This is a genomic window from Corallococcus interemptor (genome assembly GCF_003668875.1).
GTDB classification, from domain to species: domain Bacteria; phylum Myxococcota; class Myxococcia; order Myxococcales; family Myxococcaceae; genus Corallococcus; species Corallococcus interemptor.
In genome coordinates this window covers 16,635-43,549 of the sequence record NZ_RAWM01000072.1, presented here as the reverse complement: position 1 = coordinate 43,549, position 26,915 = coordinate 16,635, and the positions used below count along the sequence as shown (strand labels likewise).

The following is a 26,915-nucleotide window of genomic DNA, read 5'->3' as shown; positions in this document are numbered from 1 at the left end:
TGTCAGTTGGTGGCGGGGCTTTCGCCGTTGGCCCACGCCTGGGAGGAGACGCGCACGACGCCCTGGCAGCGGGCACACACCCGGCCTTCGGAGTCCATCAGCTTCGCGGAGGCGAAGACGGTGGACGGGCCGCCGTTGTCGATGACGGCCTCCACGCGCAGGTGGTTGCCGGTGGCGGGGCGCTCGAAGCTCATGGACAGCTGGACGGTGGCGCAGCGGCGGGTGGGGTCGCGCAGCGCCGGGGTGCAGCCGATGGCGAAGTCGAAGAGGGCGGAGAGCACGCCGCCGTTGACGGCCGAGGCCCCCAGGCCGCCCCGGTGCTGGGGCTGAACCTCCGGGAGCTCCACCACCACCATGCGTCCCTCCGGGAAGGACATCTTCGCGCCGAAGTGGCGCAGGGTGAGGCTCTGGTTGAAGAGCTCCGCGAAGCGGTCGAGCTGGGCCTGGGTGGGGCGGGACGGGGTGTCGGACATGGCGGGTGTCCCTTCTTATAACCCACGCTCCTGCCCGTCCCGAGGGCGGACGGCCCGGCGGGCGCCAGGGTTGGCGGAAGACCCGGCACCCGCCCGCGAAAGACGTTAGAAGGCGGGGTTCTTCCCCCTGGTGGAACCCTCCGTGAACGCCCACGAAACCGCCCTCCTCGAAGACCTCAACCCGCCCCAGGCGGAAGCCGTGCTCCACGGCGACGGCCCCCTGCTCGTGCTGTCGGGCGCCGGCAGCGGCAAGACGCGCGTCATCACCCGCCGCGTGGCCCACCTGGTGAAGGTCCGCCGCGTCTTCCCGTGGCGCATCCTGGCCGTCACCTTCACCAACAAGGCCGCGCGCGAGATGCGCGAGCGCCTCACCCAGCTGTTGGGCGCGCAGGCCAACGACCTGGTGGTGAGCACGTTCCACTCCGCCGCGTCCATGATTCTGCGCCGCGAGGCGGAGGCCGTGGGCCTGACGAGGTCCTTCGTCATCTACGACGACGGCGACCAGCTCAGCCTGGTGAAGCGCGCCATGCGCGACGCGGGCGTGGAGCCGGTGATGCAGCCGCGCGAAATCCTGCACCGCATCGACCAGGAGAAGAACGCCGCGCGCCTGCCGGAGGACATGCGCGTGGAGCAGGACGACATCCGCGGGCAGATCGTCAAGCGCGTGTACGCGGGCTACCAGAAGCTGTTGCGCGCGGCGAACGCGGTGGACTTCGGGGACCTGCTGCTCCTGTTGGTGAAGCTCTTCCGCGACCGGCCGGACGTGCTGGAGCGCTACCGCACGCGCTTCACGCACGTGCTGGTGGACGAGTTCCAGGACACCAACCCCGTGCAGTACGCGTTCCTGCGCCAGCTTGCGCCGCCGCCGTCCGCGAACCTGGTGGTGGTGGGCGACGATGATCAGTCCATCTACCGCTGGCGCGGCGCGGACGTGGACAACATCCTCCAGTTCCCCATGCAGTACCCGGGCGCGAAGGTGGTGAAGCTGGAGCAGAACTACCGCTCCGACCAGAACATCCTCACCGCCGCGCACGAGGTCATCTCCAAGAACCCGCGCCGCATGGCGAAGAAGCTCTGGAGCGAGCGGCCCAAGGGGGAGAACCTGGAGCTGTTGCTCCACCGCGACGAGCGCGCGGAGGCGCAGGAGGTGGCCCGGCGCATCCTGGCGCTCCAGCGCGAGGGCTTCATCAAGTTCTCCAGCATGGCGGTGTTCTACCGGACCAACGCGCAGAGCCGCGTGCTGGAAGAGGCGCTGCGCCTGGCGCGCGTGCCGTACCAGCTGGTGAGCGGCCGCAGCTTCTACGACCGCGCGGAGGTCCGTGACGCGTCCGCGTACCTGCGGCTGATGGCGAACCCGCGCTCGGACGCGGACCTGCTGCGCGTGCTCAACGTGCCGGCGCGCGGCATCGGTGACACCACCGAGGAGCGGCTGACGGACTTCGCGAACGAGCAGGGCCTGAGCCTCTTCGAGGCCCTGGGCGAGCGCCACCGCATCCCGTCCCTCAACGCCACCGCGCAGAAGCGGCTGGGCGGCTTCCACCAGCTGCTCCAGTCGCTGCACGCCTTCTCCCTCACGGCGAAGGACGCGGCGGGCGCGGTGGACCAGATGCTCAAGGAGACGAAGCTCGTGGAGACGCTGGTCGCGGAAGGCAGCGACGAGGCGCTCACCCGGGCGGAGAACCTGAAGGAGCTTTTGGGCGCGGCGCAGGAGTTCGACCTGAAGCGCGCGTCGGACATGGTGGCCTCAGCGCAGGCGGCCGAGGAGCGCGAGGAGGAGGCGCCGGAGGGCGTGGACTCCGCGCCGCTCACCGCGGACATCCCGCCGCTGCAGGCCTTCCTGGAGCAGATCAGCCTGGTGGGCGAAGCGGACGCGGAGGTCAGCGAAGGCCGCGTGGCGCTGATGACGCTGCACGCGGCCAAGGGCCTGGAGTTCGACGCCGTGTTCCTCACGGGCCTGGAGGAGGGCGTCTTCCCGCACTCGCGCGCGCTCAAGAGCGACGAGCCCGACGGCGGGGAGGAGATGGCCGAGGAGCGGAGGCTCTGCTACGTGGGCTTCACCCGCGCGCGCAAGCGGCTCTTCGTGAGCCTGGCGCAGTGCCGCTCCCTCTTCGGCGAGCTCAAGTACAACCCGCCCAGCCGCTTCCTCGCGGACGTGCCGCAGGCGCTCTTCGGCTTCAAGGAGAACGACCTGCCGCCCCCGCCGCGCGCCGCCGCCATGCCGCAGCGCCGCCGCAACTGGGAGGACGACGAGATGGGCCCGCGCGTGGACCGCAGCTACTCGCAGGCCTCGTCCGACATGGACGGCGTGGGCGGCGACGTGCGCGGCATGCGCGTGCGCCATGAACAGTTCGGCTCCGGCCGAATCGTCGCCGCGGAGGGCAGCGGCCCCAACGCCAAGGTCACCGTGGAGTTCGGCGGGAGCGTGGGCCTCAAGCGCGTCATCGCGCGCTTCCTGATTCCCGGCTGATCCGGTCAGGGCGGCGGTTTCCAGTATTCATGTGGACCGCCGCCTGCCCGGCCGGGGTGCGGATTGACTTCCAGACGTATCCCCAGTGGGATGACCTCCAACGAACGGAGGCGCTTCCCCCCATGGCGCAACGTCGACGATGGAAGAGTTCCGCGTTGCTCGCGGCCTCCTTGAGTTTCCTGGTTGGCTGCGAAGGCCAGATTTCTGACGCGGCGAATCCGCACAATCCGGGCCCTGGTGGTACGAACAAACCGCCCCCTGCTGGCGTGGAGCAGGCAGCGCGCTCGGTGCGCGTCGCGCGGCTGACGCATGCGCAGTGGCTGAGCACCGTGAAGGACCTGCTCAAGCTGGACGCGGCGCCCACGACGCTGGCGCAGTCGTTCCGCGCGGATCCGTCCCAGAGCGGCTTCCTCTTCGACAACGACGCTCGCGCGCTGTCGGTGGATGAGGCGCTGTGGGGCGCGTACCAGCGCGCGGCGGCGGACCTGGCCGGGCAGGTGGCCACGGACGCGACGAAGCTGGGCAAGCTGCTGCCGGCGGGCAACACCACGGACGAGGCCCGCGCGAAGGCGTTCGTGGAGTCCTTCGGCCTGCGCGCCCTGCGCCGCCCGCTGAGCGCGGACGAGGTGGAGACGTACCTCAAGCTGTACCGCGAGGGCCCGAAGGCGTACCCGACGATGGCCGCGTTCCAGGGCGGCCTGCGGCTGGTGCTGGAGGGCTTCCTCCAGTCGCCCCTGTTCCTCTACCGCGTGGAGCGCAGCACGCAGGCGGCGGAGGGCAGGGTGCAGTTGGACGCGTTCGAGGTGGCGTCCCGCCTGAGCTACGCGCTCTGGAACTCCATGCCGGACGACGCGCTGTTCGCCGCGGCCCGCGAGGGTTTGCTTGCGAAGCGCGAGGGCGTGGCCGCCGAGGCGCGCCGGATGATGGCGGACCCCCGGGCGCGCGGCGTGGTGACCGCCTACCACCAGGCCGTCTTCGACGTGCCCCGCTACGCGAGCATCCGGCCCAACACCACGCGCTTCCCCAACGTCACCACGAAGCTGGCGGAGTCCGCGGCGAAGGAGAACGCGCTCTTCGTCCAGGACGTCGTCTTCGGGCGCAAGGGGCGCTTCACGGACCTGCTCACGTCGCGGGACACCTTCGTCAACGACGAGCTGGCGCGCATCTACGGCCTCACCGGGACGTTCACCGCGGACTTCGTGCCGGTGACGCTGGACGGGGCGCAGCGCCGGGGCGTGCTCACGCAGGTGGGCTTCCTCGCGTCGCACGCGACGTCCATCGACCCGGACCCCATCCACCGGGGCGTGTTCCTGTCGGAGCACCTGCTGTGCCAGAAGATTGGCGCGCCGCCGGCCAACATCCCCGCGCTGCCCGCGCCCAACGGCCGCACCAACCGCGAGGTGGTGACGTCGCACACGGAGGCGCCCGGCACGATGTGCGCGTCCTGCCACGCGACGCTCATCAACCCGCTGGGCTTCCCCTTCGAGAACTTCGACGCCGTGGGCGGCTACCGCACGACGGACAACGGGCACCCGGTGGACGCCTCGTCGGCGCCGGGCATCGGCGGCCAGAAGGTGTCCGTGAAGGACGCGCTGGACCTGGCGGACGCGCTCGCGAACACGCAGGCGGTGCACGAGTGCTACGCGCGCCACTGGGTGGAGTTCCTGAGCGGACGCCCCGCCGTGGCGGAGGACGACGCGCTGGTGGCGCGGCTGGGCAAGCTGTCGCAGTCCGGGCAGCTGCCCATCGTGGACCTGGTCGTCGAGGTCGTGACGGGCGTGGGCTTCGTGACGCGCCACCCGGAGGAGCTGCCGTGAAACTGAGCCGTCGACGCGTATTGCAGGGCCTGGGTGGCGTCATGCTGGGGCTGCCGGTGCTGGAGGGGCTGTTGCCCCGCAAGGCCCACGCGGCGGATGCGAACGCGCTGCCCTTCGCCATCTTCCTGCGCCAGGCGGATGGCGTGGCCGCCGCGCAGAGCACCTCCGAATTGGGCAGCGAGCCGGAGCGCTTCTGGCCGGAGCCGCTGGGCAACCTCACCACCACCACGCTCGCGGGCAAGTCGCTGGTGGAGCTGGCGGACCACCGCGCGCGCCTGCTGGTGGTGCGCAACGTCAACATGAAGGACTACAACTACGGGGACGGCCACGCCCGTGGCGCGCTGCAGTGCCTCACCGCGCGCGGCCCCGCCGTGGAGGGCGTGGGCGGCGACTCCGAGGCGTCCGGTGAGTCGCTGGACCACCGCATCGGCCGCGAGCTGAACCCGCAGAAGCGCGACTCGCTCTACCTCTACGCGGGGCAGGCCGGCGGGTGGCTGGGCGGCCCCTGCATCTCCCACCGGGGCAGCGCCTCGCGCCGGGCCGCGCTGCACGATCCGTGGGTGGCCTACCAGACCATGGTGGGCGGCCCCGGGGGCCTCACGCCGGAGGCGCGCGAGCAGCTGCTGGTGCGCCAGAAGAGCCTCAACGACCTGGTGTCGGGCCAGCTGAAGGCGCTCCAGTCGCGGCCGGAGCTGAGCAGCACGGACCGGCAGCGCCTGGACCTGCACCTATCCAACGTGCGCGACCTGGAGGTGGCGCTCAGCTGCCGTGCTCGCGCGGACGAGGAGCTGCGGCTGCAGCAGCAGGCCCCCGGCTACAACAGCACGGACGGCGACGAGGTGCTGGCCACGGTGCGGCTGCACATGGACATCGCGGTGCTGGCGGTGGCGTGCGGCACCACGCGCTCGGTGGCCATCCAGGTGGGCAACGGCAACGACAGCGCCACGCGCTACCGCGACCCCACGACGGGGCAGTTGATGGAGAACTTCCACTACATCTCCCACCGGCGCGCGTCGCACGACGCGTCGGGCGGCATCATCGCGGGCTCGGACGTGCTGCACTCGCGCGTGGACGCGCAGTTCGCGCAGACGTTCAACTACCTCCTGGACCGGCTGGCGTCGTACACGCTGCCGGACGGCAAGAAGCTGGTGGACCAGGGCGTGTCCGTCTGGTTCAACGACCTGGGCAACGGGCCGGCGCACTCGGCGCGCCACATCCCGTTCATCCTGGCGGGCAGCTGCAACGGCTATCTCAAGCAGGGCGTCGCGGTGACGGCGGCGGGCGGCAACAGCAGCCCCAACCTCAACAAGATGCTCAACACCATTGGTGCCGCGGTGGGCCTGAAGAACGCGGCCGGCGGACCGCTGGATGACTTCGGCGACCCCTCGCTGCCCAAGGGCCTGCTGACGGAGCTGCTGGCCTGAAGTGGGAGCGCGCCAGCCAGGACCTGGCGTGGATTCGCCGTAGCTCCGCGTGTTTCCTGTGGCCACTTCCTGCCCTCAGGGGTCCCCCCCCCCATTTCCTTGGGAACCGGACGCTGTATACTGGCGGACAATTACGCTGAACATGGAAAGCCCGGGGGCAAAGGTCTGAGTCTTTCCGGACCCTCCGCCATGCGCGTGATCCTTCCGGCGGCGGCACGCCCCTTCGGGTGCCGCCGGCGGGAGTTCCCCTGAATGCAGCGGAGTCAATTCCATGCCCAAGCCGTGGCCCCAGTGGCCTCTGCTCCTCGCCGGTGTCCTGTCGGCGGGTTCATCCCTCGCGGCTGAGAAACTCAACCCTGTCGCCCCGGCCACGCTGATGCAGCTCCAGGTCCGGGAGCCAGCGCGTGTGGCGCAATCGCTGGCGAACCTCAAGTCGCAGAGCCTCAAGCTCGGGCTGAGCTCGCGGGACGACTTCCAGCTGGCCAACTCCAGCACGGACGCCTTCGGACAGACGCACGCGCGCTTCGAGCAGACGTACCAGGGCGTCCCCGTGTGGGGCGCCATGGCCATCACCCACCAGGGCGTGTCCGGGGGGGACATCCGCATCACCACCGACGGCCTGCGCAAGGGCATCCGCCTGCGCGTGACGCCCACGCTGGACGCGAAGTCCGCGGCGGCGAAGGCCACCCAGGAGCTGGCGCCCCAGGGCGAGCTCGCCGTCACGCCGAAGAGCGAGCTCGTCGTCTATCCCCAGACGCGGCTCGTGAACCGCTACCCCGGCAAGCCGCTGGCGGAGCAGAACGCGGCGGACTTCGACACGCAGGTCGTCGCCTACCGGCTCGCGTACCACGTGCACACCGAGCTGGAGAACGCGAAGGACGGCGTCAAGCACACGGACTTCATCGTCGACGCGCACTCGGGCGAGGTGCTGAAGCAGTGGGACTCGCTCCAGACGGCCGCCGCCAAGGGCCTCGGCCACTCGCAGTACAGCGGTGACGTCCCGCTGGACGTCTTCCAGAACGCCCAGGGCCAGTTCGAGCTGCGCGACGTCACGCGCGCCGGTGGCGAGGGCATCCGGACCTACGACGTCAACCACGCCGCCGTGCAGAACGGCGTCGTTCCCACGCTGACGCTCTACACGGACGCCGACAACGTCTGGGGCGACGGGCAGAACTACATCGTCGGGGCCAACAACACCCTGAGCACCAACGGCCAGACGGCCGCCGTCGACGCGCACTTCGGCCTGCTGGCGACCTGGGACTTCTACAAGAAGATCTTCGGCCGCGACGGCATCGACGGCCTGGGCACGCCCACCTACAACCGGGTGCACGCCAGCAACCTCTACAACAACGCCTTCTGGAGCGACGGCTGCTTCTGCATGAGCTACGGCGACGGCTCGTTCCCGGCCGCCAACGGCTTCAAGTCCATGGGTGTGCTCGACGTGACGGGCCACGAGATGTCCCACGGCGTCACCTCGCAGACGGCCAGCCTCATCTACGACGGCGAGTCCGGCGGCCTCAACGAGGCCAGCTCGGACATCTTCGGCGCCCTGACGGAGTTCTGGGTGGCCAACGGCCGTGGCAGCGCCATTGGTGACACCGCGGGCAACTGGCTCATGGGTGAGCAGCTCAGCGCCTTCCCGCTGCGCATCATGTTCCGCCCGTCGCTGGACGGCTCGAGCGTGGACGCCTGGTACCCCGGTATCGGCAACATCGACGTGCACTTCAGCAGCGGCCCGATGAACCGCGCCTTCTACTTCCTGTCCCAGGGCGTGCAGCCGCTGGCGATCAGCACCGACTTCTCCAGCACCTACCTGCCCGCGGGCATGAGGGGCATTGGCAACGACAAGGCGGCGGCCATCTGGTACCGCGCGCTCACCGTCTACCTGTTCCCGTCGTCCAACTACCTGTCGGCCCGCACCAGCAGCCTCCAGGCCGCGGCGGACCTCTTCGGCTCCCAGTCCAACGAGTACCGCGCGGTGCAGAACGCCTTCGCGGCCATCAACGTGGGCTACACCGCCGGGAACTACGACGACCGCACGGCCCCCACCGTCGCCGCGAGCGTCTCTGGCAGCTCGCCCGGCATCCAGCTGCAGGCGCAGGCCGACGACAACGTCGGCGTGGCCCGCGTGGAGTTCTACGTTGACGGAGCCCTGACGGCGAACGTCTCCGCGCGTCCGTTCCAGGTCCCGCTGGACGCCACCTCGCTGACCAACGGCACGCACGCGCTGGTGGCGGTGGCGTTCGACGCGGCCGGCAACTCCGCCGCGTCCGCTCCGGCGAGCTTCACCGTCTCCAACAGCTTCGATCAGCTGCTCATCAACCCGGGCTTCGAACAGGACACCCTGGGCTGGACGGATGACCCGTCGAACATCAACTTCCCGGTCTCCTCCGGCCCTCGCAACGGCCAGGGCTTCGCGTGGCTCAACGGCTATGGCACGACGCACGTCGACCGGCTGTGGCAGGACGTCACCATCCCCGCCGGCGTCACCAGGGCCGCGCTGACCTTCTTCCTCAGCATCACCACCTCCGAGACGACGACCACCGCGGTGCGCGACACGCTGACGCTGCAGGTGCGCGACACCTCGGGCACGGTGCTGGGGACGGTGGGGACGTGGTCCAACCTGGACGCGACGCTGGGCTACGCGCAGCAGAGCGTGGACCTGACGGCCTACGCGGGCCAGACGGTGCGCATCTTCCTGGAAGGCAGCGAGAACGCCTCGCTCGCCACCAACTTCCAGGTGGATGACTTCTCGCTGCGCGTCATCCGCGCGACGGACGCCGAGGCGCCCCGGGTGAACGCCAGTGTGGTCTTCTCCGGCACGCGCGTGGGCTACTTCGCGGACGTGTCCGACAACGGCTTCGTCAACGCGGTGGAGTTCCTCGTCGACGGCGTGTCCCTGGGCAACTCGGTCAAGTCGTTCACCCGGGCCGTCAACCTCTCCACGCTGACGGCCGGCGCGCACTCGCTCGTGGCCCGGGCCACGGACGCGGACGGCAACGTGGGGGACTCTCCCGCGGTGACGTTCTACGTGGACACCACCTCCACCCAGCGCGTGCTCAACCCCAGCTTCGAGACCTCCACGAGCTGGACGAGCGCGACGACGCAGTCGGGCTCGACGGGCATGCTCACCAGCGCGTCCTTCGCGCACACCGGCAGCCGGATGTACGTCTTCTATACCAACGCGGGTCCGGCGCGGCACTCCGTCCGTCAGTCCGTGGCCATCCCGGCGACCGCGACCTCGGCCATCTTCAGCTTCTGGCTGCGCATCTACAACGGCTCCTTCAGCGATGGCTTGCCCCACCACACCCTCAGCGCGAAGGTGCGGGACTCCGCCGGCACCGAGCTGGCGACGCTGAAGACGCTCTCCAACGTGGATGACACCGGCGGGGAGTACCGCGAGCACCGCTTCGACCTGACCGCGTACAAGGGCCAGACGGTGCAGCTGTTCTTCGACGCGGACCAGACGGCGGCCCCGCAGATTCCGGGTGGCGTCACCCAGGTCTTCCTGGATGACGTCACCCTGGTCACGTCCACCCAGGCGGACCTCCAGGCCCCCTCGCTCTCCGTGGCGGTCGACGGCAGCTACGGGACGGTGCAGCTCACGGCCAACGTGAGCGACAACGTCTGGGCATCCAGCCTCGCGTTCCTGGTGGACGACGCCCCGGTGACCACGTTCAGCGACGTCCAGGGCATCTACGCGGAGGCGTTCGACACGAAGAGCCTGTCCAACGGCCCGCACCAGTTCAAGGCGGTGGCCACGGACAAGGAGGGCAACACGACGGAGCGTGTGGTGACCTTCGAGGTCCGCAACTCCACCACCCAGGACCAGGGCTCACCGCACGTCACCGCCAGCGTGGAGGGCCTGTTCGAGACCTACGCGATGCGGGCCGAGGCCACCGACGACACGGGCGTGGCCTACGTGGAGTTCTACGTGGACGGCGCGCTGAAGGGCCGGGTCTCGTCCGCGCCCTACACGCTGCCGCTGTTCCCGATTCCGCTGGCGCCGGGGGAGCACACCCTCGAGGCGGTGGCGTACGACGCCTATGGCAACTGGTCCAAGGCGACCACCCCCTTCACGCTCCTGCCCGTCACGGTGGAGCTGGCGGAGGCGCGGCAGGTGGTGCCGGTGGGCGGCTCCGTCGCCCTGCAGGCGAACGTGGCGAACGTGGTGAACACGGCGGTGAGCTGGTCCGTGGCGGAGGGCCGCGTCTGCGGCACCGTCGGTACGGACGGCGTCTACACCGCGCCCCTGGCCCGTGGCCTGTGCCACGTGTCCGCGGCGAGCGTCGTGGTGCCCTCGGCGAAGGCCGTGGCGGACATCCAGGTCTACACGGGTGACATCAACGGCGACAACGTCGTGGACGGAGAGGACATGGGCCTGCTCGCGCAGGACTACGGCACCAACGGCTCCGAGATGACGAACCTCGATGGCGCCGGCTCCGTGAACGACAACGACATCTCCCTCTTCGTCAGCCAGTTCGGACGGTAATCCTTCATGAAAACGTGGATGAAGCTCATTGTTCCGCTCCTCATTGGAGCGCTGGCGGCCTGCACCGACCCCGACGCGGGGCCGGTGACGGTGACTCCGAAGACCGTCACGGTGAAGGCCGGTGAGAAGACGGCCTTCAGCGCCTCGGTGAAGGACGCGAAGCAGCCGCGCGTGCTCTGGTCGGTGGAGGGAGGCGACTCCCATGGCACCATCAGCAGCTCGGGCATCTACACCGCGCCGGCCGAAACCGGCACGTACACCGTGGTGGCCACCAACGCGGTGGACACCTCGAAGAAGGACACGGCCACCGTCAAGGTGGAGCCCGCGGAGGTCGGCGAGACTCCGACGGTCATCGTGAAGGTGACGCCGGAGGTGGTGACCATCGGGCAGGGGACCGTCGCGGACTTCACGGCGGAGGTCTCCGGTTCCTCCATCACCGCGGTGCAGTGGTCCGTGGAGGGTGGCGACGAGAACGGCACCGTCAGCAGCACGGGCCGCTACACGGCGCCGGACAAGTCCGGCACGTTCACCGTGACGGCCACCAGCGTGGCGGACCCGGCGAAGAAGGCCTCCGCCTCCATCACGGTGGAGCCCGTCGTCGTCGCGGAGGTCAAGGTGTCCGTGAGCCCTTCGACGGGCAACACGACCTGGGATGGCACGGTCCAGCTGACGGCCCAGGTCACCGGCACCAACAACCTGGCGGTGCAGTGGTCCGTGGAGGGTGGCGACGCGAACGGCTACGTCAGCAGCACGGGCGTGTACCGCGCGCCGAAGAAGTCGGGCACGTTCACCGTGACGGCCACCAGCGTGGCGGATGCGTCGAAGAAGGCTTCGGCCTCCATCACGGTGGAGCCCGTCGTCGTCGCGGAGGTCTCGGTGACCGTCTCTCCGAAGACGGGCACGGTGGCGCAGGATGCCGCCTTCACCCTGTCCGCGCAGGTCACCGGCACCAACAACGTCGCGGTGCAGTGGTCCGTGGCGGGCGGTGACGACAACGGCACCGTGAGCAGCACGGGCGTGTACCGCGCGCCGCGCCGCGAGGGCACGTTCACCGTGACGGCCACCAGCGTGGCGGAGCCGACGAAGTCCGACTCGGCCACCCTCACCGTGGGCCCCTATGTCCCCCCGGCGGTGACGGTGAGCGTCACGCCGAAGACGGCCACCGTGGAGCAGGGCAACTCCGTTGACCTGTCGGCTGACGTCACGGGCTCCTCCGTCGTCGCGGTGACCTGGTCCGTGGAGGGCGGTCCGGCCAACGGTACCGTCACCAGCGCGGGCCGGTACACGGCGCCCAACAAGCCGGGCACGTACACCGTGACCGCCTCCAGCGTGGCGAACCCGGCGGGCAAGGACTCCGCCGTCATCACCGTGCCCGTCGCCGGCTCGGTGAGGTACGTGGACCCCGCGGGTACGGGCTGGCGCCTGGTTCGCAACGCCAGCCTGTCCTCGGGCAACACGCTGGTGCTGGACCTGATGGGCCCCACGGGCCAGTCTGGCCGCGGCGCGGACCTGACGCTGGGGCTGGATGCGGCCACCGCGGCCTGGTCCACCGTGGAGGGCTCCGAGTACGTGGCCAACGGTGGCTATGACCTCGGCGCCGCGCCCCACCTGCTCAAGTCGGGTGTGAAGGGCGGCACGCTGAGCGTGGGCGTGTACCAGAAGGGCGCCGCGGCGCACGCGTACAACGGCGCGCTGCTGTCCGTGGCGCTGACCGTGAAGGCCACCGCCGAGACGCCGGCCGGTGCCGTGGTTCCGCTGACCGTCCTCAAGGCGCATGCGCTGCCGGCTTCCGGCTCGCTGCAGGCCATCAACGTCGCGGTGGGCACCATCACCACCGCTCCGTAGTCCACGGTCCGAAGCAGTGAGAGCGGCGGCCTTCCCCAGGGGAGGCCGCCGTTTTCATTTCAGGACTTCAGGCGGCCCTGGCTCCACGGTGAAGGTCACCTCACCCCGGGCGGGAATCTGGATCTTCCGGGGCGTGAACCGGGTTTCTTCCTCCGCGTCGGGCGGCCTGCTGGCCCGCAGCATGTATTCGCCGGGTTCGACGCCTCGCAGGATGAGGGTGCCCGAGGGGGCGGGGCCCACGTACCGGGTCATGAGGGCGCTCCCCGCCTCCATCAGTGAGATGTGCGCGGGCTGGGGCTTGCCGCTCCGGTCCTGGACCGTGAGCCGCACGGTCGCGCCGCGGTCCAGGGCCACGGTGAGCGTGTCCACGCGGGCCGTCACCTGCTGCTCGAAGGGCCGCGTGCTCCGGCTCTGGAGCGACAGGGTGAAGGGCGGGGGTGGCAGCTGCGACAGGGTGTAGACCCCGTCGCGAACGGAGACGTCGCGGGGACGCGCCAGCGCGCGGGCGAGGTCGGAGTCCCCGGGCCGGGTAATGCCCGCCCGGAAGTACTCCAACCCGGAGAGGGCTTCGCCGGTCTCCGCGTCGCGGACGTCGAGCCGCAGCGTCCAGCCCGGGTCGAGCGTCAACACGCCCAGGTCCAGGTCCACGCCCTCCACCAGCGTCACGGCGCGCATCAGCGGCATGAAGCCTTTCGCCGTCACGGTCAGGGTGGCCGGGCCCGAGGCGGAGAAGGGAAGGTCGAAGGTCCCATCCGGTGACTCGGCGGGCCGTTCGAGGCCCTGCAGTCCCGTCACCTCGAACGCGCTCACGGCCTGTCCGCCCGGTCCCACGACGCGGCCCCGGAGGCGTCCGTCACGCTCCAGCACGAGTTGGAGGGGCGCCTCGCTGGCGACCACCTCCAGGCCGCCCTGCTCCGTGCCGGGCTCGCCTCCCTGCGAGCGCCCGGGGCGGAAGGTGTAGCCCCGCAGGGAGGCCCACAGGATGTAGCGGCGGGAGGGCACGAGCCCGCGCAAGGTGAAGCGTCCATCCGCTCCCGTGCGCAGGCCGGAGGGGCCTTCGTCGTCGGCGGTGGTCCACCCGGAGGGCGCGTCCTCGGGGAGCTCCGCGGTGATGGCGACGTCCGCGAGCGGCTGGCCCGCGCCATCCACCACGATGCCGGAGCGCTCGTGGCCTGCCTCCATGCGCAGGGACACGTCCCGGTGTTCACTCGCCTGGAACGTGATGGGCCGGGACACCGAGGCGTCCATCAGGTCTCCCCGGACGACGGCGCGCAAGGTGTATGCGCCCGGGGCAAGCCCTCCAGCACGAAGCGGCCCTCCGCGTCCGTGGCGGCCTCCGCGAACACTGGCGCTTCGCCGTCGCGGGCCTCCAGGGACTCCCCCTGCATGCGTTCGAAGTCGAAGCTGCACGCGTCGCTCTTGAGCACGGGAGCCCGCGCGTCGTCCTGTCCGGAAGGGGAGGGGCAGGGGCGCTCCGACAGCGTGACCCCGGGCTCCACACGCGAAGCGGAGACGCGCACGCCCACGGCCGGACCGCGGTTGCCCAGCACGCGGCCCGTGATGCGCGCGGTGCCCGCGGGACTCGGGGGCGTGGTGATGCGCGTGGCGCGAGTCACGGGCTTCCGCTCGGACGCTGGCGTGCGCGTGGGCGTGTCCTTCGCGGAGGACGGCGCCGTGGGGTCCCACCACAGGAACGCGAGGAGCGCGACGGCGGCCAGCGCGGCGCCTCCCAGCCAAGGCGTCAGTCCCCCGGCTCTGCCATTCCCCATGCGCGGCAGGATAGCGGGGCTGCGCGTCGTGCGTCAGCGCGCGAGCGGACTCCACACCGGCTTCACGTCGCGAGACAGCGTGCCTTCGGCGGGCACGTCCAGCTCCTCGCGATGGATGCGGTCCTTGTCGCGCGTGCTCACGAGCACGGTGTAGTGGCCCGCGGGAACACGGCGGAACGTGACGGACGCGCGGGTCCATTCCTCGAAGGGATGCTGCTGGAAGCGCAGGTGGTCGAAGAGCTTGGAGCTGTCGGGCAGGGGCGCCTGACCGGGCAGCAGCAACGCGATGTCGGCGTCCGGCGGCAGCCGCAGCGTGACTGTGGCGCCGGTGGCCAGGGCGTCGAAGGTGACGCGGGCTTCACCCGAGGCAGGGACCTGCACGGTGCGGGAAGGAAAGAAGGTTTCGAGCGAGGGATCCCCACTCCAGGCGCTCACCGTGTAGTGCCCTGGGGGAATGGCCCGGAGGGTGAACTCTCCAGGACCGGGGCTGCGTTGAAGCGTCAGGCCGTCGGAGCGCAGGAAGGTGAGGTCGGCACCTATCGGCCGCCCCTGCGCGTCGCGGATGAAGCCCGTCACGCGGGCGCCGGAGTCGAGCGGGAGCGTGATGCTGTCTTCCGCCTCGCCCACCGTTGCCCGCGCCGGCAGGTGGAGCTGGGTATCCACCTCCAGCGTGAACGCGGTGGTGGGCAGGTGATCCAGCCGCAGCGAGCCATCCTTCATCGTCTGCGCTTCGAGGGCGGACAGGTAGGGCGGGCCGTCCGCGGCGCCTGCCCCATGGACCCGATAGCCGATGGCGACGGTCGCCCACTCTCCGTCGTCAGCGCGCACGCGTCCGGTGAACGGCTCGCCGGTCGCGGCGTCGCGCAGGAACACCCGCAGCTTGCGTCCCCGCGACAGCGTGAGCGTACCCAGGTCCACGTCGCCGTCTCCGTCCGGCGTGATGGAGCGGTCCAGCGTCGCGTAGCCATTGGCGCGCACCACGAACCACTGGGGACCGGTGGATTCTTGCAGGGGCTGGTCGAAGCGCCCATCCGGGTTCGTGTACCCGCTGCCGTTCACCTCGAAGAACTCCAGCGCCGCGCCGTCCTCCGGTACCACCCGGCCGCGCACGTGCGGGATGCGCCGCAGTACCAACCGGACCTCCGCCGTGTCGCTGGCCACGATGATGGACTCGTCTTCGCCCGCGTGGACGCCCTGCGACAGGGCGGCGTCGACGCGATGATCCTCCAGCCTTGCGCTGAGCAGGTAGCGGGCCGCGCTCAATGAGCGCAGGGTGAAGTGACCTTCGGCATCCGTGTGGACGCGTTCAGGCGATGCGTCCGTCATGGAAGGGGCCCTCCGGTAGCGAGGCCGGTCCGCGTCCAGCAGCACCGCGTAAACGCCGACGCCGGGCAGGGGCAGGCCCTGGGGATTCACGACGGTGCCTCGCAGGGTCCGGCCTTCCTCCAACTGGAGCGTGACGGACGGCGCCTCACCGGTCTGGACCTCCAGCGGTTGGGAGGCATGGACTTCCACGGCCTGCCTCTTGACTCGCGCCTCGGCGACGTAGCTTCCGGGAGGCACGCCTTGAAGCGTCGCCTGTCCCCGGGCATCCGTGATGCCGTCGTGGTCGGAGTCGCCGCGCGCATCCTGCTTCCACAGCGTCACCCTGGCGCCGCGCACCGGAGCGCCCGCCGTGCTCAGGACGGTGATGGACACGCGGGCACCCCGGCGCAGCACCATCCGGACGTCGCGCGACGGGCGCTCGACCACGAAGCGCGTGGGGACGAAGGTCTCGTCGATGACGTCCAGCCACGCGGGCCCCGCTTCGTCCGAGTCCAGGATGAAGCGGCCGGCTTCGTCCGTCTCGGTGGATTCCAGCTGGAAGTCCATGATGGGAAAGTCCACGTCAGGGGGCCTCACCGGACCGGGATGGAGGAGGATCCTGCGCCCCGCGAGCGGCTGGCCCGCCTCGTCGACGAGGATGCCCTCGACGGAGACGGCGCGCGAAAGGGTGAAGTCGAGCGTCTCCTCCGCCTCCCCGAGGTCGTGGGGTCTTGGCTCCGCGTCGATGTAGTGCGCCGCGCGGACCGTCACGAAGTGCGACAGCCGGAACAGCGGACCCAGCCGGTAATGTCCTCGCGCATCCGTGACGCCCTGACCGCGCGGGGACGGCGCGTTCGCATCGTTCAGATCCGCCTGCACCCGGGCGCCGGGAATCGGTCTTCCGTCCTCATCGCTGACGTAGCCCTGGAGGAACATGGCGGGTTCGAGCGTGAGGACCAGGTCGTCGCCAGGCTCCGCCTTGAGATGGGCCACGGCGTCATGTGACGCCGTCTCCGCGAAGAGCCTGGCGTACACGCCTTCATGGGACTGGAAGGAGAAGCGTCCCTGGGCATCCGTGAGGGTGGTGCTCCACTCGGGCTCGGCGGCGGGCGTGTAGAGCCGGACGAAGACGCCGGGCGCGGGGGCCCCCTTCTGGGTCACCACCCTGCCCGCGAACGTCACGGGGTGGACCAGGATGAAGGTGCCCTCCTCGCGCGGCTCCCGGTCCCGGCTCAGGAGCGGCCTGAACCCCGGGGCCGTGATCACGAGGCCATGGTCGGCCGACGGCAGGGGGCCGATGCGGAAGCGTCCATCCGAGCCGCTGGTCGCGGGGAAGAAGCGCGTGTGCTCCAGGGAGAAGACGGTGATGCGGGCCTCCGCGATGGGCACGTCTTCCTTCGAACCGTCCAGGACGACGCCTCCCAGGAAGCGTCCCTCGTCGAGCACGAGGACCACGTCCTGCTGGCCCGTCGCCACGTCCGGGAGCATCGCCACGTTCGTGCCCTGGGAGGCCCACAGCGAGACCTTGCCGCCGGTGAGTCCGTCCAGGACGAAGGTGCCGTCCTCCGCGCTGGTGATCTCCGCGACGGTGGGCGCTTCGCCTTCGCGCTTGTCGACCTGATCCACCCACTCGTCGAAGGCTTCGTCCCAGCACTGCGTCAGCCGGCGCGCAGGCGCGCTGTCTTCGGATGGAGGGCAGGAGCGCTCGGACAGCGTGACCTCCGGCTCCACGCGTGAAGCGGACACGCGCACGCCCGCGACGGGACCACGCGCATCCCGCACGACGCCGGTGATGCGTGGACTTCTGGTGGAGGACGCTTCCTGGCGGACGAAGGACAAGAGCCCGGAACCGGGAGCGCTTCGGGGCACATGATCCGAAGTGGCTCTGTGTTCGCGCAGGACGAAGAAGGCCAGAAGCAGCAGGCCCACGACGACCACGAAACCGGCTGCCTGATACCCCCTCCGCATGCGCTGCATCTCCTGAAGTGCGAAGGCGCAGGATAGCCGTTCGACGGACTCAGGGGGACGCGGCAGGCATCAGCACCGTGACGGTTTCCTGGGCCGCATCCAGGTCCACGAACTGCTTGGAGTAGGAGTCCGCGCGGACGACGTAGAGCCCAATGGGCGCGAACGGCAGTCCCTCCACCTCAGCACTGCTCCGCGCATCGAGGACTCCTTCGAATGAACCAGGGATGGGGTGGGGGTACGGATCGGGATTGCGCTCGTAACTGAACCGGATGTGGACGCGAACGCCCGCCAGCGAGCCGTGCGTCGCTTCATCCAGGATGATGAAGCGTGCCGTCCGGCTGCGCGCCATCACCAGCGTTCCCAGGTCTACATCCTTGCCGGGGCTCACCTTGAACTCCCGCAGGAGGTCGTGGAAACCCTTCGCGCTCACGACGATGCTCTGGCGGCCATCGTTCGCCAGCGGGAAGTCGAAGGTGCCCTCCAGCACCTGGCCCATGACGGTCCACCCTGGAACGCTGAAGCGAAGCGGCGTGCCGTCCTCACTCACGACCTGCCCTCGCAAACGGGGCCTGTGCTCCAGGACCAACCGGAGGTCATCCGCTCCCGCGCTGACCTGCAATGAGGACGCGTCTGGCGTTCCGCCCCGGGAGCGGGAGGGGGCGAACTCGAGGCCTTCCTTCCAGGCGACGAGCTGATACGCAGGGGCCCTCAGGTCCTTGAGGATGAAGCGGCCGTCCGGCCCGGAGAGCACGCCCTGGTCGTCGCCGCTTCTGCAGGCGGGGCCGTACATCACCCAGGCGGGAATGTCCTCGTTGGGAATGCAGGCCTTGATCCGGACTCCAGGGACGGGCCTCCCTTCGGTATCGACGGTCATGCCTCGCAGCGCGCGACCTTCGTCGAAACGCAGCGAGACATGGGCGTCCGTCCCCGGCTCCAGGTCAACCGGCTGGGAAACGGAGTCCACGCTGCCGAGCGTCCGCAGCCGGGCCTCCACGACGTAATGGCCTTCCGCCAATCCCCGCCATGCGAAGGCGCCCGCGCTGTCCACGCGGGTGGTGCGGCCCTGTCCACTCAAGGGCGCCGTGTTCCAGAGGAAGAGGTCCACGTTGGACATGGGCGCACCCCTGGCGTCCACGACCGTCCCGGAGACGGATGCACCCGGGTGCATCACCACCCGAAGACCGGTGGATGGAACCTCCACGGCCATGCGCACGGGGCGCAGTCCCTCTGTCTCCGCGATGAGTTCGTCTGCTCCATCTCCCAGGCTGTCGACGATGAAGCGCCCGTTCTCGTCCGACAGGGCGGTCTCGGCCCTGACGTTCGCCGCCAGGTAGGACGAATAATCATGGCGTACAGGTCTGAGATTCAGCCGGACGCCAGGGATGGCCGTTCCCCGCGGATCGACCACGATTCCATCCACGGACATCGCCTTGACGAGGGTGAAGTCCATGGGTTCCCGCTGGATGGCACTCAGGCTGAGTCGATGCTCACTGTTCTGGTAGCGCTCGCGCTTCAAGGTGAGTTCGACGTACCCCCCGGTCAGCGGTCCCAGCCGGTAATGGCCTGCTTCGTCCGTGAAGGTCGCTGGGGAAGGTCCATCCCGCTGGGACTGCTCCTCGGTGCGGATGGCCACATGCTCCACGGGAGTGCCCTGCTCATCCCTCACGGTCCCTTCGATGAACGTGACGGACTCCAGCCGGAGGACCGCGTTCGCTGGCGGCAAGACCTCGACCTCGCCGAAGGCGGTCTCGTCGTCGGTCCATGCCCAGAGCCGATGCGAGATGGCGGGGACCTCCTCGAAGTGGAACCGACCCTCGGCGTCGCTTCGAGTGCTCTGGGAGTCGCTACGTTCATCCCTGGCACTCAGGTGGAGGGTCAGGCCGCTCGCGGGAAGCCCGGCCGGTGTCAGCACCACGCCCGCTAGCGGGACCTTCCGCTGGAGCTCCAGCGTCACATCCGAGTCAGCGTCGAGCCAGACGTCCTCAAGGAAGGCCTTCGTCCGCCACCCCTTGGCGCTCGCGACCTTCACATAGCGGCCCGGAGGCAGGGGCCCGACGCGGAACCGGCCTTGGGCGTCCGCGAGCCCATCGAAGAAACGGGACCCGGCCTCATGAACCCACGTCACCTGGGCGCCGGGGATGGGCGCGCGCGTGAATGCGTCCACCACCTGGCCGGAGAGCAAGATGCCCTCTTCGAGCATCAGCATCACACCGTCGCTGCCCGCCTCGACCTCCGGCTGCACCGCCGCGCCTGCCTCGCCCAGGGCCCAGAGGGTCACGGCTCCAGCGGGCAATCCATCGAGCACGAACGAGCCGTCATCGTCCGTCACCGTCTGCGCGAGCACAGGCGCTTCGCCCTCGCGCATCTCCACGAGGCGCGCGTACTCCTGCTCCCGATCCGTCGAGCTGCAATCCGCCAGCAGACGTTCCTGTCTGGGGTGCTGATGATCCAGATGGGTCTCGGGGCAGGGGCGCTCCGACAGCGTGTCCGCATCCACTCGGGACGCGGACACCCGCACGCCCGCGACCGGACCTTGTGCATCCCGCACGATGCCGCTGATGCGGAGGCTTTCCCTGGATGAGGCCATGGCGGCGGAGCTCGCCCTGGGGCCAGGAAGGGACCCCGGGCCGCCGGAGGCGCTTCGGTCCGGATGGCGTGAAGCGTGCTCGTCAGCGCGCAGGAAGAAGGCCAGGAGCAGCACCACGACGCTGCCCGCGATGAGGAACGCTGCCCGGCGATGTCCCCTCGTCATGCGCGTCACTCCCTCGGGCTCAGTGGCCCGGAGCCGGCAGCGTCACCGTGACGACGTCCTGCCGCGTATCCACAAGCCCTTCTCCCCGGAGCCGCCCATCCATCTTGACCTCGAAGTGGATGGGGTAGATGGCCAGGTCCTCGAACTCGACGGCGCCCGCCTTGTCGAGGTTTCCATCAAACGAAGGAGGCATGGCGACCTCGTACGGCCAGACATCCAGGCGATGACTCAATTCAATGGAGACGCGGGCTCCCGCCAGGGGTGCCCGGGTCGCCTCATCGAGGATGACGAACCGGACCTTCCGGCCCCGGAGCAGCTTCACGGTCCCCAGGTCGATGTCCTGCCCGGGGCTTGCTTCGACGTACTGCTCCAGGCCCAGGAAGCCCTTGGCCTTCACGGTCACGTGCCAGGTCTGCCGGTCTTCCGTCAGGGGGAGGGCGAAGCGGCCATCCGCGCGGTGCTGCTCTGCCTGGAACACGTAGAACGGACCCGGGCAGGCAACGATTTCGGTCTCCCGGACTCGCAGCGTGCCAGGCAGCGGCGCGCCGTTCTGATCCACGATCTGTGCCCTCAATCGGGGAGCAGGCTCCAGAACCAATCGGACGCTGTCGGCTCCCGCCGCTACGCGCAGGGAGAGTGGGCCCGGCGTTCCGCCCTGGGAGCGGCTGGGATTGAGACGCAGGTCCTCTCGCCTGGCGACGAGCTGGTACACCGGCGCTGTCAGGTGCTTGAGGGTAAAGCGGCCGTCCGGACCTGAACGCACGCTGTCTTCCTCCGAGGCGACACAACTCAGCTCACGCACCCGCCCTGCGGAAGAGTCCTCTTGGGAGAGACAGGCCTGGACGTGGACCCCCGCGAGGGGCTGGCCCGCGGCGTCCGTCGTCATGCCGCGCAGCGTCCGGCCCTCCTCGAATCGCAGGGCCACGTTCGTGTGCGCCCGCTCCTTCACATCGAGGGTCTGGGAAACCCATTGCACGGAGCCCGGCGTGCGCTGCCAGGCCTCCAGCACGTAGCGGCCCGCCTTCAGTCCGCTCAGCGAGAACGCGCCATGGCTGTCCGTGAAGAGGTAGTCGGGGAGCGGGCGACTACCCGGAGCCGCTGAATCCCAGAGTCCGATCCGCACCTCGGGCAGGGGCTGGCCCGTCGCATCCGTGACCGTGCCGGACACGGAGGCGCCCCGGTCCAGCACCACGCGGACTCCTGTCGAGGGCACCTGCACGGGGCGCGTCAGGGGGATGAAGCCCTGGGTTTCGACGAGGAGGTCCCACTTGCCTGCTGCATCGAGCGCACCCGCGACGAAGCGCCCCGCCTCGTCGGACCTACCGAACGCATCCTCGAAGTTCGTTGCCGCAAGGGGGAACCCACCGGACGCGAGGGCCGTTCCCAGCGACAGGTACACGCCGGGGACGGGCTTGCCGTCGTTATCGGCCAGGATGCCGTCGACCGACTGGCCTGAGGTGAGGGTGAAGTCCCACGGGCCGGTCCGTGCTCCATCCAGGAGCAGTTGCTCGTGTCGAGCGTGATGGTGGTCCCCTTTCAGGGAGATGTCGACGGAGGTCCTGATCAGCGGGCCCAGCCGGTAGTGACCAGCGCCGTCGGTGACGGTCTCCGGCGGAAGACCGTCTCCCACGCCACCCGAGAGCGCCTGCACGCGCACACCGCTCAAGGGCTGACCCTGCTCGTTCCTCACGGTGCCCTCGAGGAACGTACTCGGCCGCATCTGGATGACTGCGCTGCGGGAGGGTTCCCCCCGGCTGTCGCCATACGCGGTCTGGCCGTCGCTCCAGGCCCAGACCGTGTATTCCTTTGCAGGGATGCCGTCGAAGGCGAACCGCCCCTGGGCATCGCTCCGGGTCGTCACCGTCTCGCCATACTCCGAGTTGCGCCGCAGCTGGACGGTCAGGCCACTCGCGGGGCGCTTCTCCGGAGTGAGGACCACGCCTTCGAGCCGCTGCTTCCGGTAGAGGTCGAGCGTCACGTCCACGTCCGAGTTCAGCCAGACGTCCTCGCGGAAGGCGCCAGGAACCCAGCCCTCCGCGCCCGCGAACTTCAAGTAGCGCCCCGGTGGCAGGGGACCGATGCGGAAGCGTCCCTGGTCGTCTGCGAGCACGCGGAAGAAGCGGGACGCGGACTCGTGCACCACCGTCACCCAGGCTCCGGAAATGGGCGTTCGTGCGTCTTCATCCACCACCGCGCCGGAGAGGAAGAAGCCCTCCCCCAGCGACATGGCCACGGCCTCGCTGCCGGCCTGCACCTGCGTACGCACCGCCGCGCCCGTGTCGCCCAGCGCCCAGAGGGTGAAGGCGCCCGGCGGCAGCCCCTCCAGCACGAAGGACCCATCCGCCGCCGTCACCGTCCGCGCGAACAAGGGCGCTTCTCCCGCGCGAGCCTCCACGAGGCGCGCGTTGGAGTCCGCCAGGTCCAGGAAGCACCGCTCCATCGGTGTTTCCAGCGGACGGGAGGTCAGCGGCTCGGGACACGGACGCTGCGACAGGCTGTCGGAGTCCACGCGCGTCGCGGACAGCTCCACCCCCGCGACAGGGCCTCGTGCGTCGCGCACCACGCCGGTGATGCGCAGCGAGCCCAGGGGCGCAGAGGGAAGGGGCCGCGTGGAACGTGTTCCCATGCTGGCACTGGTCGCGCCCTCCAGGGACGCACAAGCCACGCTCAACCCGCAGAGGACCGCGACTGCCCACCACCCCATCTTCCTGGCGCGCATGTGCCACCAGGATAGCAGCGTGCCTCAGGGCGTGGCGAAGCCCACCGCGTGCGCCTCCACGCCTTCGGGCGCCGGGTCCTCGCGGAAGGCCACCCAGGCCTCTCGCTGGGACTTGCGCGGCACGTACGCCAGCACGAGCTCCGCCTCCTCCTTCGGCTCGCGGCCGCCTCGCAGCGACACGCGCACGTGGACCTCCTCCGCCGCGGAGTCGCCGTGGTTCTTCACGGTGACGGGCACGCGCCACTCCTTCGCGTGCTCGCTGCGCACCGGCGTGCCCACCTGCACGGTCAGGTCCGGCGGGCCGCTGCCCGTCGTCCACGCGTCCACCGCCAGGTAGCCCATGACCAGCGCCACGAGCACGCAGCTCGATATGAAGACGACGCCCTCCAGCCAGTTCCAGTTCATCTTCATGATTGGATGAGCAACCTCCCCGCGGACGCACCCAGCGTCGACGCCAGCGCCAGCACCACCACCTGCGCGACACAGACGCTCAGGTCGTTGCCGGTGAACCGGCCGAAGAACCACAGCACCAGGGCGCTCGACAGCAGCGCGATGGCGTACGTCACGAACGTGCCCGCCAGCACGTCCCGGCGCAGGCGGCGGCGCGTGAAGCGTTTGGCGCGGGTGAAGTCGCTCTGGAAGAGGATGAGCCCGCCCAGCACCAGCGACAGCACCGCGAGCCCCAGCAGGCACCACGGCTGCGTCTCCACGGCGATCATCACGATCTCCTCCGTGGGCGCCACGTTGGCCGCGAACAGCACCGCGCCGCAGAACGCGATGACCAGCTGGCCGGGGACGTGGTCCGCGGACTCCAGCCGCTTCTGGTCCTCTTCCTCGTTCTCTTCCCGGTGCTGGCCGCCCAGCTGCGCGGTGCCCACCGACACGCCGATGGCCACCGTGCCGGCCTCCACCACCACCATGCCCACGGCCTCCTGAAGCGACGTGCCCTGGCCGATGCGGCCGATGAGCACGAGCACCGCCGTGGACACGAGCAGCCCCAGCCCCAGCTCCTCCAGCGAGTCCGTGAAGACGTCGAACCAGTCCACGTCCCGCCGGAAGCCGCCGTAGCGGTTGTACCCGAGCAGCAGCACGTAGGTGGCCACCAGGTAGCCCAGCACGCTGCCGGGATGGGACGTGAAGCCCGCCCACCACACCTCCATCGTGTAGAGCAGCGGCAGGCTGAAGAGGAGGCCGCCCGCGATACCCCGGCCGTATTCGCGCAGCGAGTCCTGTACCGGTCGTCGGCTGCGGGACGCGTTGGCTGGAGGGTCGTCAGCCATGACAGGCCAGAATCTAGGTTCGCTTTACCGAGAAGGAAGTGTCCCACGCATGGCATCGGACACTCGCCGCGGCGTGGGGCCAGGCCTTCACACGGCGGGGCTATATTCGCCGCCGTCCATGACCGAGCGTTCCTCCCAATACATCCTCACGCTGTCGTGCCCGGATCAGCGCGGCATCGTCCACGCGGTCTCCGGCTGGCTCGCCGAGCACGGCTGCAACATCCTCGACAGCGCCCAGTATGGAGACCCGCGGACGCGGCTGTTCTTCATGCGGGTGCACTTCACGGACGAGGAGGGGAAGGCGGCGCCCGCGGCGCTTCGCGAGGCCTTCGGGGCGCTCGCGGGACGCTTCTCCATGGAGTGGCACCTGCACGACGCGGCGGAGAAGCCCCGGGTGCTGTTGATGGTCTCGAAGATCGGCCACTGCCTGAACGACCTGCTGTATCGCTACCGCAGCGGCATCCTGCCGGTGGAGATTCCGGCCATCGTGTCGAACCACCGGGACTTCTACCAGCTGGCCGCGTCCCACGACATTCCGTTCCACCACCTGCCGGTGACGCCGGAGAACAAGGAGCGGCAGGAGGCGCGCCTGCTGGAGATCGTGCGCGAGCAGCGCGTGGACCTGGTGGTGCTCGCCCGGTACATGCAGATCCTCTCCGCCGGGACGTGTGATGCGCTGCGCGGGCGGCTCATCAACATCCACCACTCGTTCCTGCCCAGCTTCAAGGGCGCGCGGCCGTACCAGCAGGCCTATGACCGGGGCGTGAAGCTGATTGGCGCGACGGCCCACTTCGTCACGGGGGACCTGGACGAAGGACCCATCATCGAGCAGGACGTGGAGCGCGTGGACCACACGCTGTCGCCCGAGGCGCTGACGGCGATTGGCCGCGACGTGGAGAGCGTGGTGCTGGGCCGCGCGGTGACGTGGTTCGTGCAGCACCGCATCCTGCTCAACGGCCACAAGACCGTCGTGTTCCGCTGAGCTATCCGGCGGGGCACGCGGCGCCCGCGTCGAGCACGTCCGCGTCGTGGTGCACCCGCACCGCGCCGGATGATTCCAGGTGGCGAACGAACAGCGAGCCGAACACCTCCGCGTTGCCGCTCAGGTTGAGCGCGGCCTGGGGCGCGTAGAGGTTGCCCGCGAGCGTGCTGCCCGCGGAGATGTCCAGCGCCTGCGAACCCGCCACGTACACGCGCACCCGCGAGGGCAGGGCGGCGGAGCCCAGCGTGAGCGTGCCGGACACGATGAAGCCCCCGGAGAGGAAGAGGTCCAGCTCGCCGGGAGGCTGCACGTCCACGGTGAGCGCTTCCTTCAGGTCCACGCCGCCGGGGACGAACAGCGCGGTGCGGCCCCGGATGCGCAGCGTGGCCTGGCCCGGCCCCGCGATGCGCGAGAGCAGGAAGCGGCCACAGGGCAGCTCCAGCACGCGTTCGCCGGTGACGTCCGTCAGCGCCGAGGAGTCCAGTCCAATGGCCGCGTTGTCGTTGTCCACGGCGTGGTGGGCGATGAGCGCGGCCGGGTCGAAGCGGGAGGACTCGGAGCAGTCGCAGGGGATGACCGGGGGCACGGGCTCACGGCGCAGCTCCGACGCCTGCGCGGGGCCGGGGGAGAACTCCGGAGGAACCGTGAGCACCCCGCCCACGGTGAACGATGCGAGTGCCACGTCCCCGTTCACCCGAGCATCCATCGTCACCGTGGCGGAGGTGCCTGGACCGGAGAGGGGACCGTTGCTGTCCAGGCTGCCGCCTACGGTGAGCGGGCTGCTGAGCTGCAAGCCACCCACCTGGAGCGAGCCACCCACGGTGACACGGTCGTTCGCGGACAGGCCGCCGTTCACGCCCACGTCACCGCCCGCGCCACCGGGAGCGTAGGGCCCCGCCGAACCGCGGAACGCGTCCACGGTGAACGGCGCGCTGAAGGACAGGCCCTCGCAGGAACACGCCGCGCGGCGGAACAAAGTCTCCGCCAACCGGCCGCTGCACACCTGTGGCCCCGAGGCTGGATTGCCCAACAACAGCGGAGGCCCGCTGTCCGCGCAGTGCGCTGCCCATTCATCCGGCACGCCGGTCCCCGCGTCGGGTGAGCGCAGCGTGGCCACCGCGTCATCCACCGTGCACGCGGCACCGAGCAGCGCGGTCCAGACCACGAACCCTGTGATGCGGAGCCTCATGGAACCGTCACCGTGCCGCGCCATGCGAGGAAGCCTCCTGGCTCGGTGCGGCCCAAAACCTGTCCGACAGTCGGACAGGTTCCGAGGCTCGGAGCGCACAGGTGTGCCGCCACACTGGGGGGCGCGGCGGTGACGTTCCTTCAAAACCTGTCCGACAGTCGGACAGGTTGCCAGCGCTCGGAGGGCAAAGGCGCACCGGCACACCGGGTGCCGAGGAAGCCGTGTTGCTCCAAGCCGGTCCGACAGTCGGACAGGTTTCAACCACGCGGAGGGCGCAGGCGTGGCGCCCTCTACGCCGGATGCCGAGACGGCGGCGTTCCTCCAAACCGGTCCGACAGTCGGACAGGTTTCCGAAGCACGGAGGGCGCAGGCGCACCGTCCGCCCGGATGCGCGATGGCGGCGTTCCTCCAAACTGGTCCGACAGTCAGACAG

At 69.9% G+C, this 26,915-nt stretch carries 15 protein-coding genes; 6 read left to right on the top strand and 9 right to left on the bottom strand.

From position 1 onward, the window contains the following. Positions 1–2: 2 nt before the first annotated feature. Positions 3–473: a PaaI family thioesterase gene (locus tag D7X96_RS23835; protein ID WP_121770789.1), complete on the bottom strand. Its 471-nt coding sequence runs from the start codon at positions 471–473 to the stop codon at positions 3–5. 142 nt (positions 474–615) lie between these two features. On the opposite strand from D7X96_RS23835, the gene D7X96_RS23830 reads away from it, so the two are divergent. The 5 genes from D7X96_RS23830 to D7X96_RS23810 all read left to right on the top strand — a co-directional run bounded on the left by D7X96_RS23830 (position 616) and on the right by D7X96_RS23810 (position 12,518). Beyond that, the gene (locus D7X96_RS23830) at positions 616–2,940 is read left to right on the top strand and encodes an ATP-dependent helicase (protein WP_370450141.1); all 2,325 of its coding nucleotides are present in this window, start codon (positions 616–618) and stop codon (positions 2,938–2,940) included. Positions 2,941–3,206: 266 nt separating this feature from the next. After that, on the top strand, positions 3,207–4,757 hold the full coding sequence (locus D7X96_RS23825) for a DUF1592 domain-containing protein (protein ID WP_244219702.1): 1,551 nt from the start codon (positions 3,207–3,209) through the stop codon (positions 4,755–4,757). Beyond that, the gene (locus D7X96_RS23820; RefSeq protein WP_120551747.1) at positions 4,754–6,181 is read left to right on the top strand and encodes a DUF1552 domain-containing protein; all 1,428 of its coding nucleotides are present in this window, start codon (positions 4,754–4,756) and stop codon (positions 6,179–6,181) included. Before D7X96_RS23825 ends, D7X96_RS23820 begins: the two co-directional genes overlap by 4 nt. Positions 6,182–6,452: 271 nt before the next feature. Continuing rightward, a complete protein-coding gene (locus D7X96_RS23815) occupies positions 6,453–10,673 on the top strand; it encodes a M4 family metallopeptidase (protein ID WP_121770787.1) in 4,221 nt (1,406 codons plus the stop codon). An 18-nt stretch (positions 10,674–10,691) separates the two neighbouring features. After that, on the top strand, positions 10,692–12,518 hold the full coding sequence (locus D7X96_RS23810; RefSeq protein ID WP_121770786.1) for an Ig-like domain-containing protein: 1,827 nt from the start codon (positions 10,692–10,694) through the stop codon (positions 12,516–12,518). 54 nt (positions 12,519–12,572) lie between these two features. Here the strand turns inward: D7X96_RS23810 and D7X96_RS23805 are convergent, their stop codons facing one another. The 7 genes from D7X96_RS23805 to D7X96_RS23775 form a co-directional block, all read right to left on the bottom strand. Next, on the bottom strand, positions 12,573–13,793 hold the full coding sequence (locus D7X96_RS23805; protein WP_121770785.1) for a carboxypeptidase-like regulatory domain-containing protein: 1,221 nt from the start codon (positions 13,791–13,793) through the stop codon (positions 12,573–12,575). Next, positions 13,766–14,287, bottom strand: a complete 522-nt coding sequence (locus tag D7X96_RS23800; protein ID WP_121770784.1) for a hypothetical protein — start codon at positions 14,285–14,287, stop codon at positions 13,766–13,768. The genes D7X96_RS23805 and D7X96_RS23800 overlap by 28 nt, the downstream gene beginning before the upstream one ends. 33 nt (positions 14,288–14,320) lie before the next feature. Next, positions 14,321–17,338, bottom strand: coding sequence for a carboxypeptidase regulatory-like domain-containing protein (locus tag D7X96_RS23795; RefSeq protein WP_158626621.1), 3,018 nt, complete (start codon positions 17,336–17,338; stop codon positions 14,321–14,323). A gap of 271 nt (positions 17,339–17,609) precedes the next feature. Then, positions 17,610–20,312: a carboxypeptidase-like regulatory domain-containing protein gene (locus D7X96_RS23790; RefSeq protein ID WP_121770782.1), complete on the bottom strand. Its 2,703-nt coding sequence runs from the start codon at positions 20,310–20,312 to the stop codon at positions 17,610–17,612. 19 nt (positions 20,313–20,331) lie between these two features. After that, positions 20,332–22,938, bottom strand: coding sequence for a carboxypeptidase-like regulatory domain-containing protein (locus tag D7X96_RS23785; protein ID WP_244219701.1), 2,607 nt, complete (start codon positions 22,936–22,938; stop codon positions 20,332–20,334). Positions 22,939–23,055: 117 nt separating this feature from the next. Further along, positions 23,056–23,442 (bottom strand): hypothetical protein, encoded by a 387-nt coding sequence (locus D7X96_RS23780; RefSeq protein ID WP_121770780.1) that lies wholly within the window; start codon positions 23,440–23,442, stop codon positions 23,056–23,058. Continuing rightward, positions 23,439–24,311 carry a TIGR02587 family membrane protein gene (locus tag D7X96_RS23775; protein WP_121770779.1) on the bottom strand — a complete coding sequence of 291 codons (873 nt, stop codon included), beginning with the start codon at positions 24,309–24,311 and terminating at the stop codon, positions 23,439–23,441. Before D7X96_RS23775 ends, D7X96_RS23780 begins: the two co-directional genes overlap by 4 nt. Positions 24,312–24,429: 118 nt before the next feature. Here D7X96_RS23775 and purU point away from each other — a divergent pair, with 118 nt between their 5' ends. Then, on the top strand, positions 24,430–25,293 hold the full coding sequence (purU, locus tag D7X96_RS23770; RefSeq protein ID WP_121770778.1) for a formyltetrahydrofolate deformylase: 864 nt from the start codon (positions 24,430–24,432) through the stop codon (positions 25,291–25,293). A 1-nt stretch (position 25,294) separates the two neighbouring features. Here the strand turns inward: purU and D7X96_RS23765 are convergent, their stop codons facing one another. Next, positions 25,295–26,482: a DUF7305 domain-containing protein gene (locus tag D7X96_RS23765; protein ID WP_121770791.1), complete on the bottom strand. Its 1,188-nt coding sequence runs from the start codon at positions 26,480–26,482 to the stop codon at positions 25,295–25,297. Between the last annotated feature and the right edge of the window lie 433 nt (positions 26,483–26,915).

Coding starts and splice junctions, on each gene's coding strand:
- D7X96_RS23835 (WP_121770789.1), bottom strand. CDS start 473: ATGTCCGACACCCCGTCCCGCCCCACCCAGGCCCAGCTCGACCGCTTC.
- D7X96_RS23815 (WP_121770787.1), top strand. CDS start 6,453: ATGCCCAAGCCGTGGCCCCAGTGGCCTCTGCTCCTCGCCGGTGTCCTG.
- D7X96_RS23810 (WP_121770786.1), top strand. CDS start 10,692: ATGAAGCTCATTGTTCCGCTCCTCATTGGAGCGCTGGCGGCCTGCACC.
- D7X96_RS23800 (WP_121770784.1), bottom strand. CDS start 14,287: ATGGGGAATGGCAGAGCCGGGGGACTGACGCCTTGGCTGGGAGGCGCC.
- D7X96_RS23790 (WP_121770782.1), bottom strand. CDS start 20,312: ATGACGAGGGGACATCGCCGGGCAGCGTTCCTCATCGCGGGCAGCGTC.
- D7X96_RS23785 (WP_244219701.1), bottom strand. CDS start 22,938: ATGGGAACACGTTCCACGCGGCCCCTTCCCTCTGCGCCCCTGGGCTCG.
- D7X96_RS23780 (WP_121770780.1), bottom strand. CDS start 23,442: ATGAAGATGAACTGGAACTGGCTGGAGGGCGTCGTCTTCATATCGAGC.
- D7X96_RS23775 (WP_121770779.1), bottom strand. CDS start 24,311: ATGGCTGACGACCCTCCAGCCAACGCGTCCCGCAGCCGACGACCGGTA.
- purU (WP_121770778.1), top strand. CDS start 24,430: ATGACCGAGCGTTCCTCCCAATACATCCTCACGCTGTCGTGCCCGGAT.
- D7X96_RS23765 (WP_121770791.1), bottom strand. CDS start 26,482: ATGAGGCTCCGCATCACAGGGTTCGTGGTCTGGACCGCGCTGCTCGGT.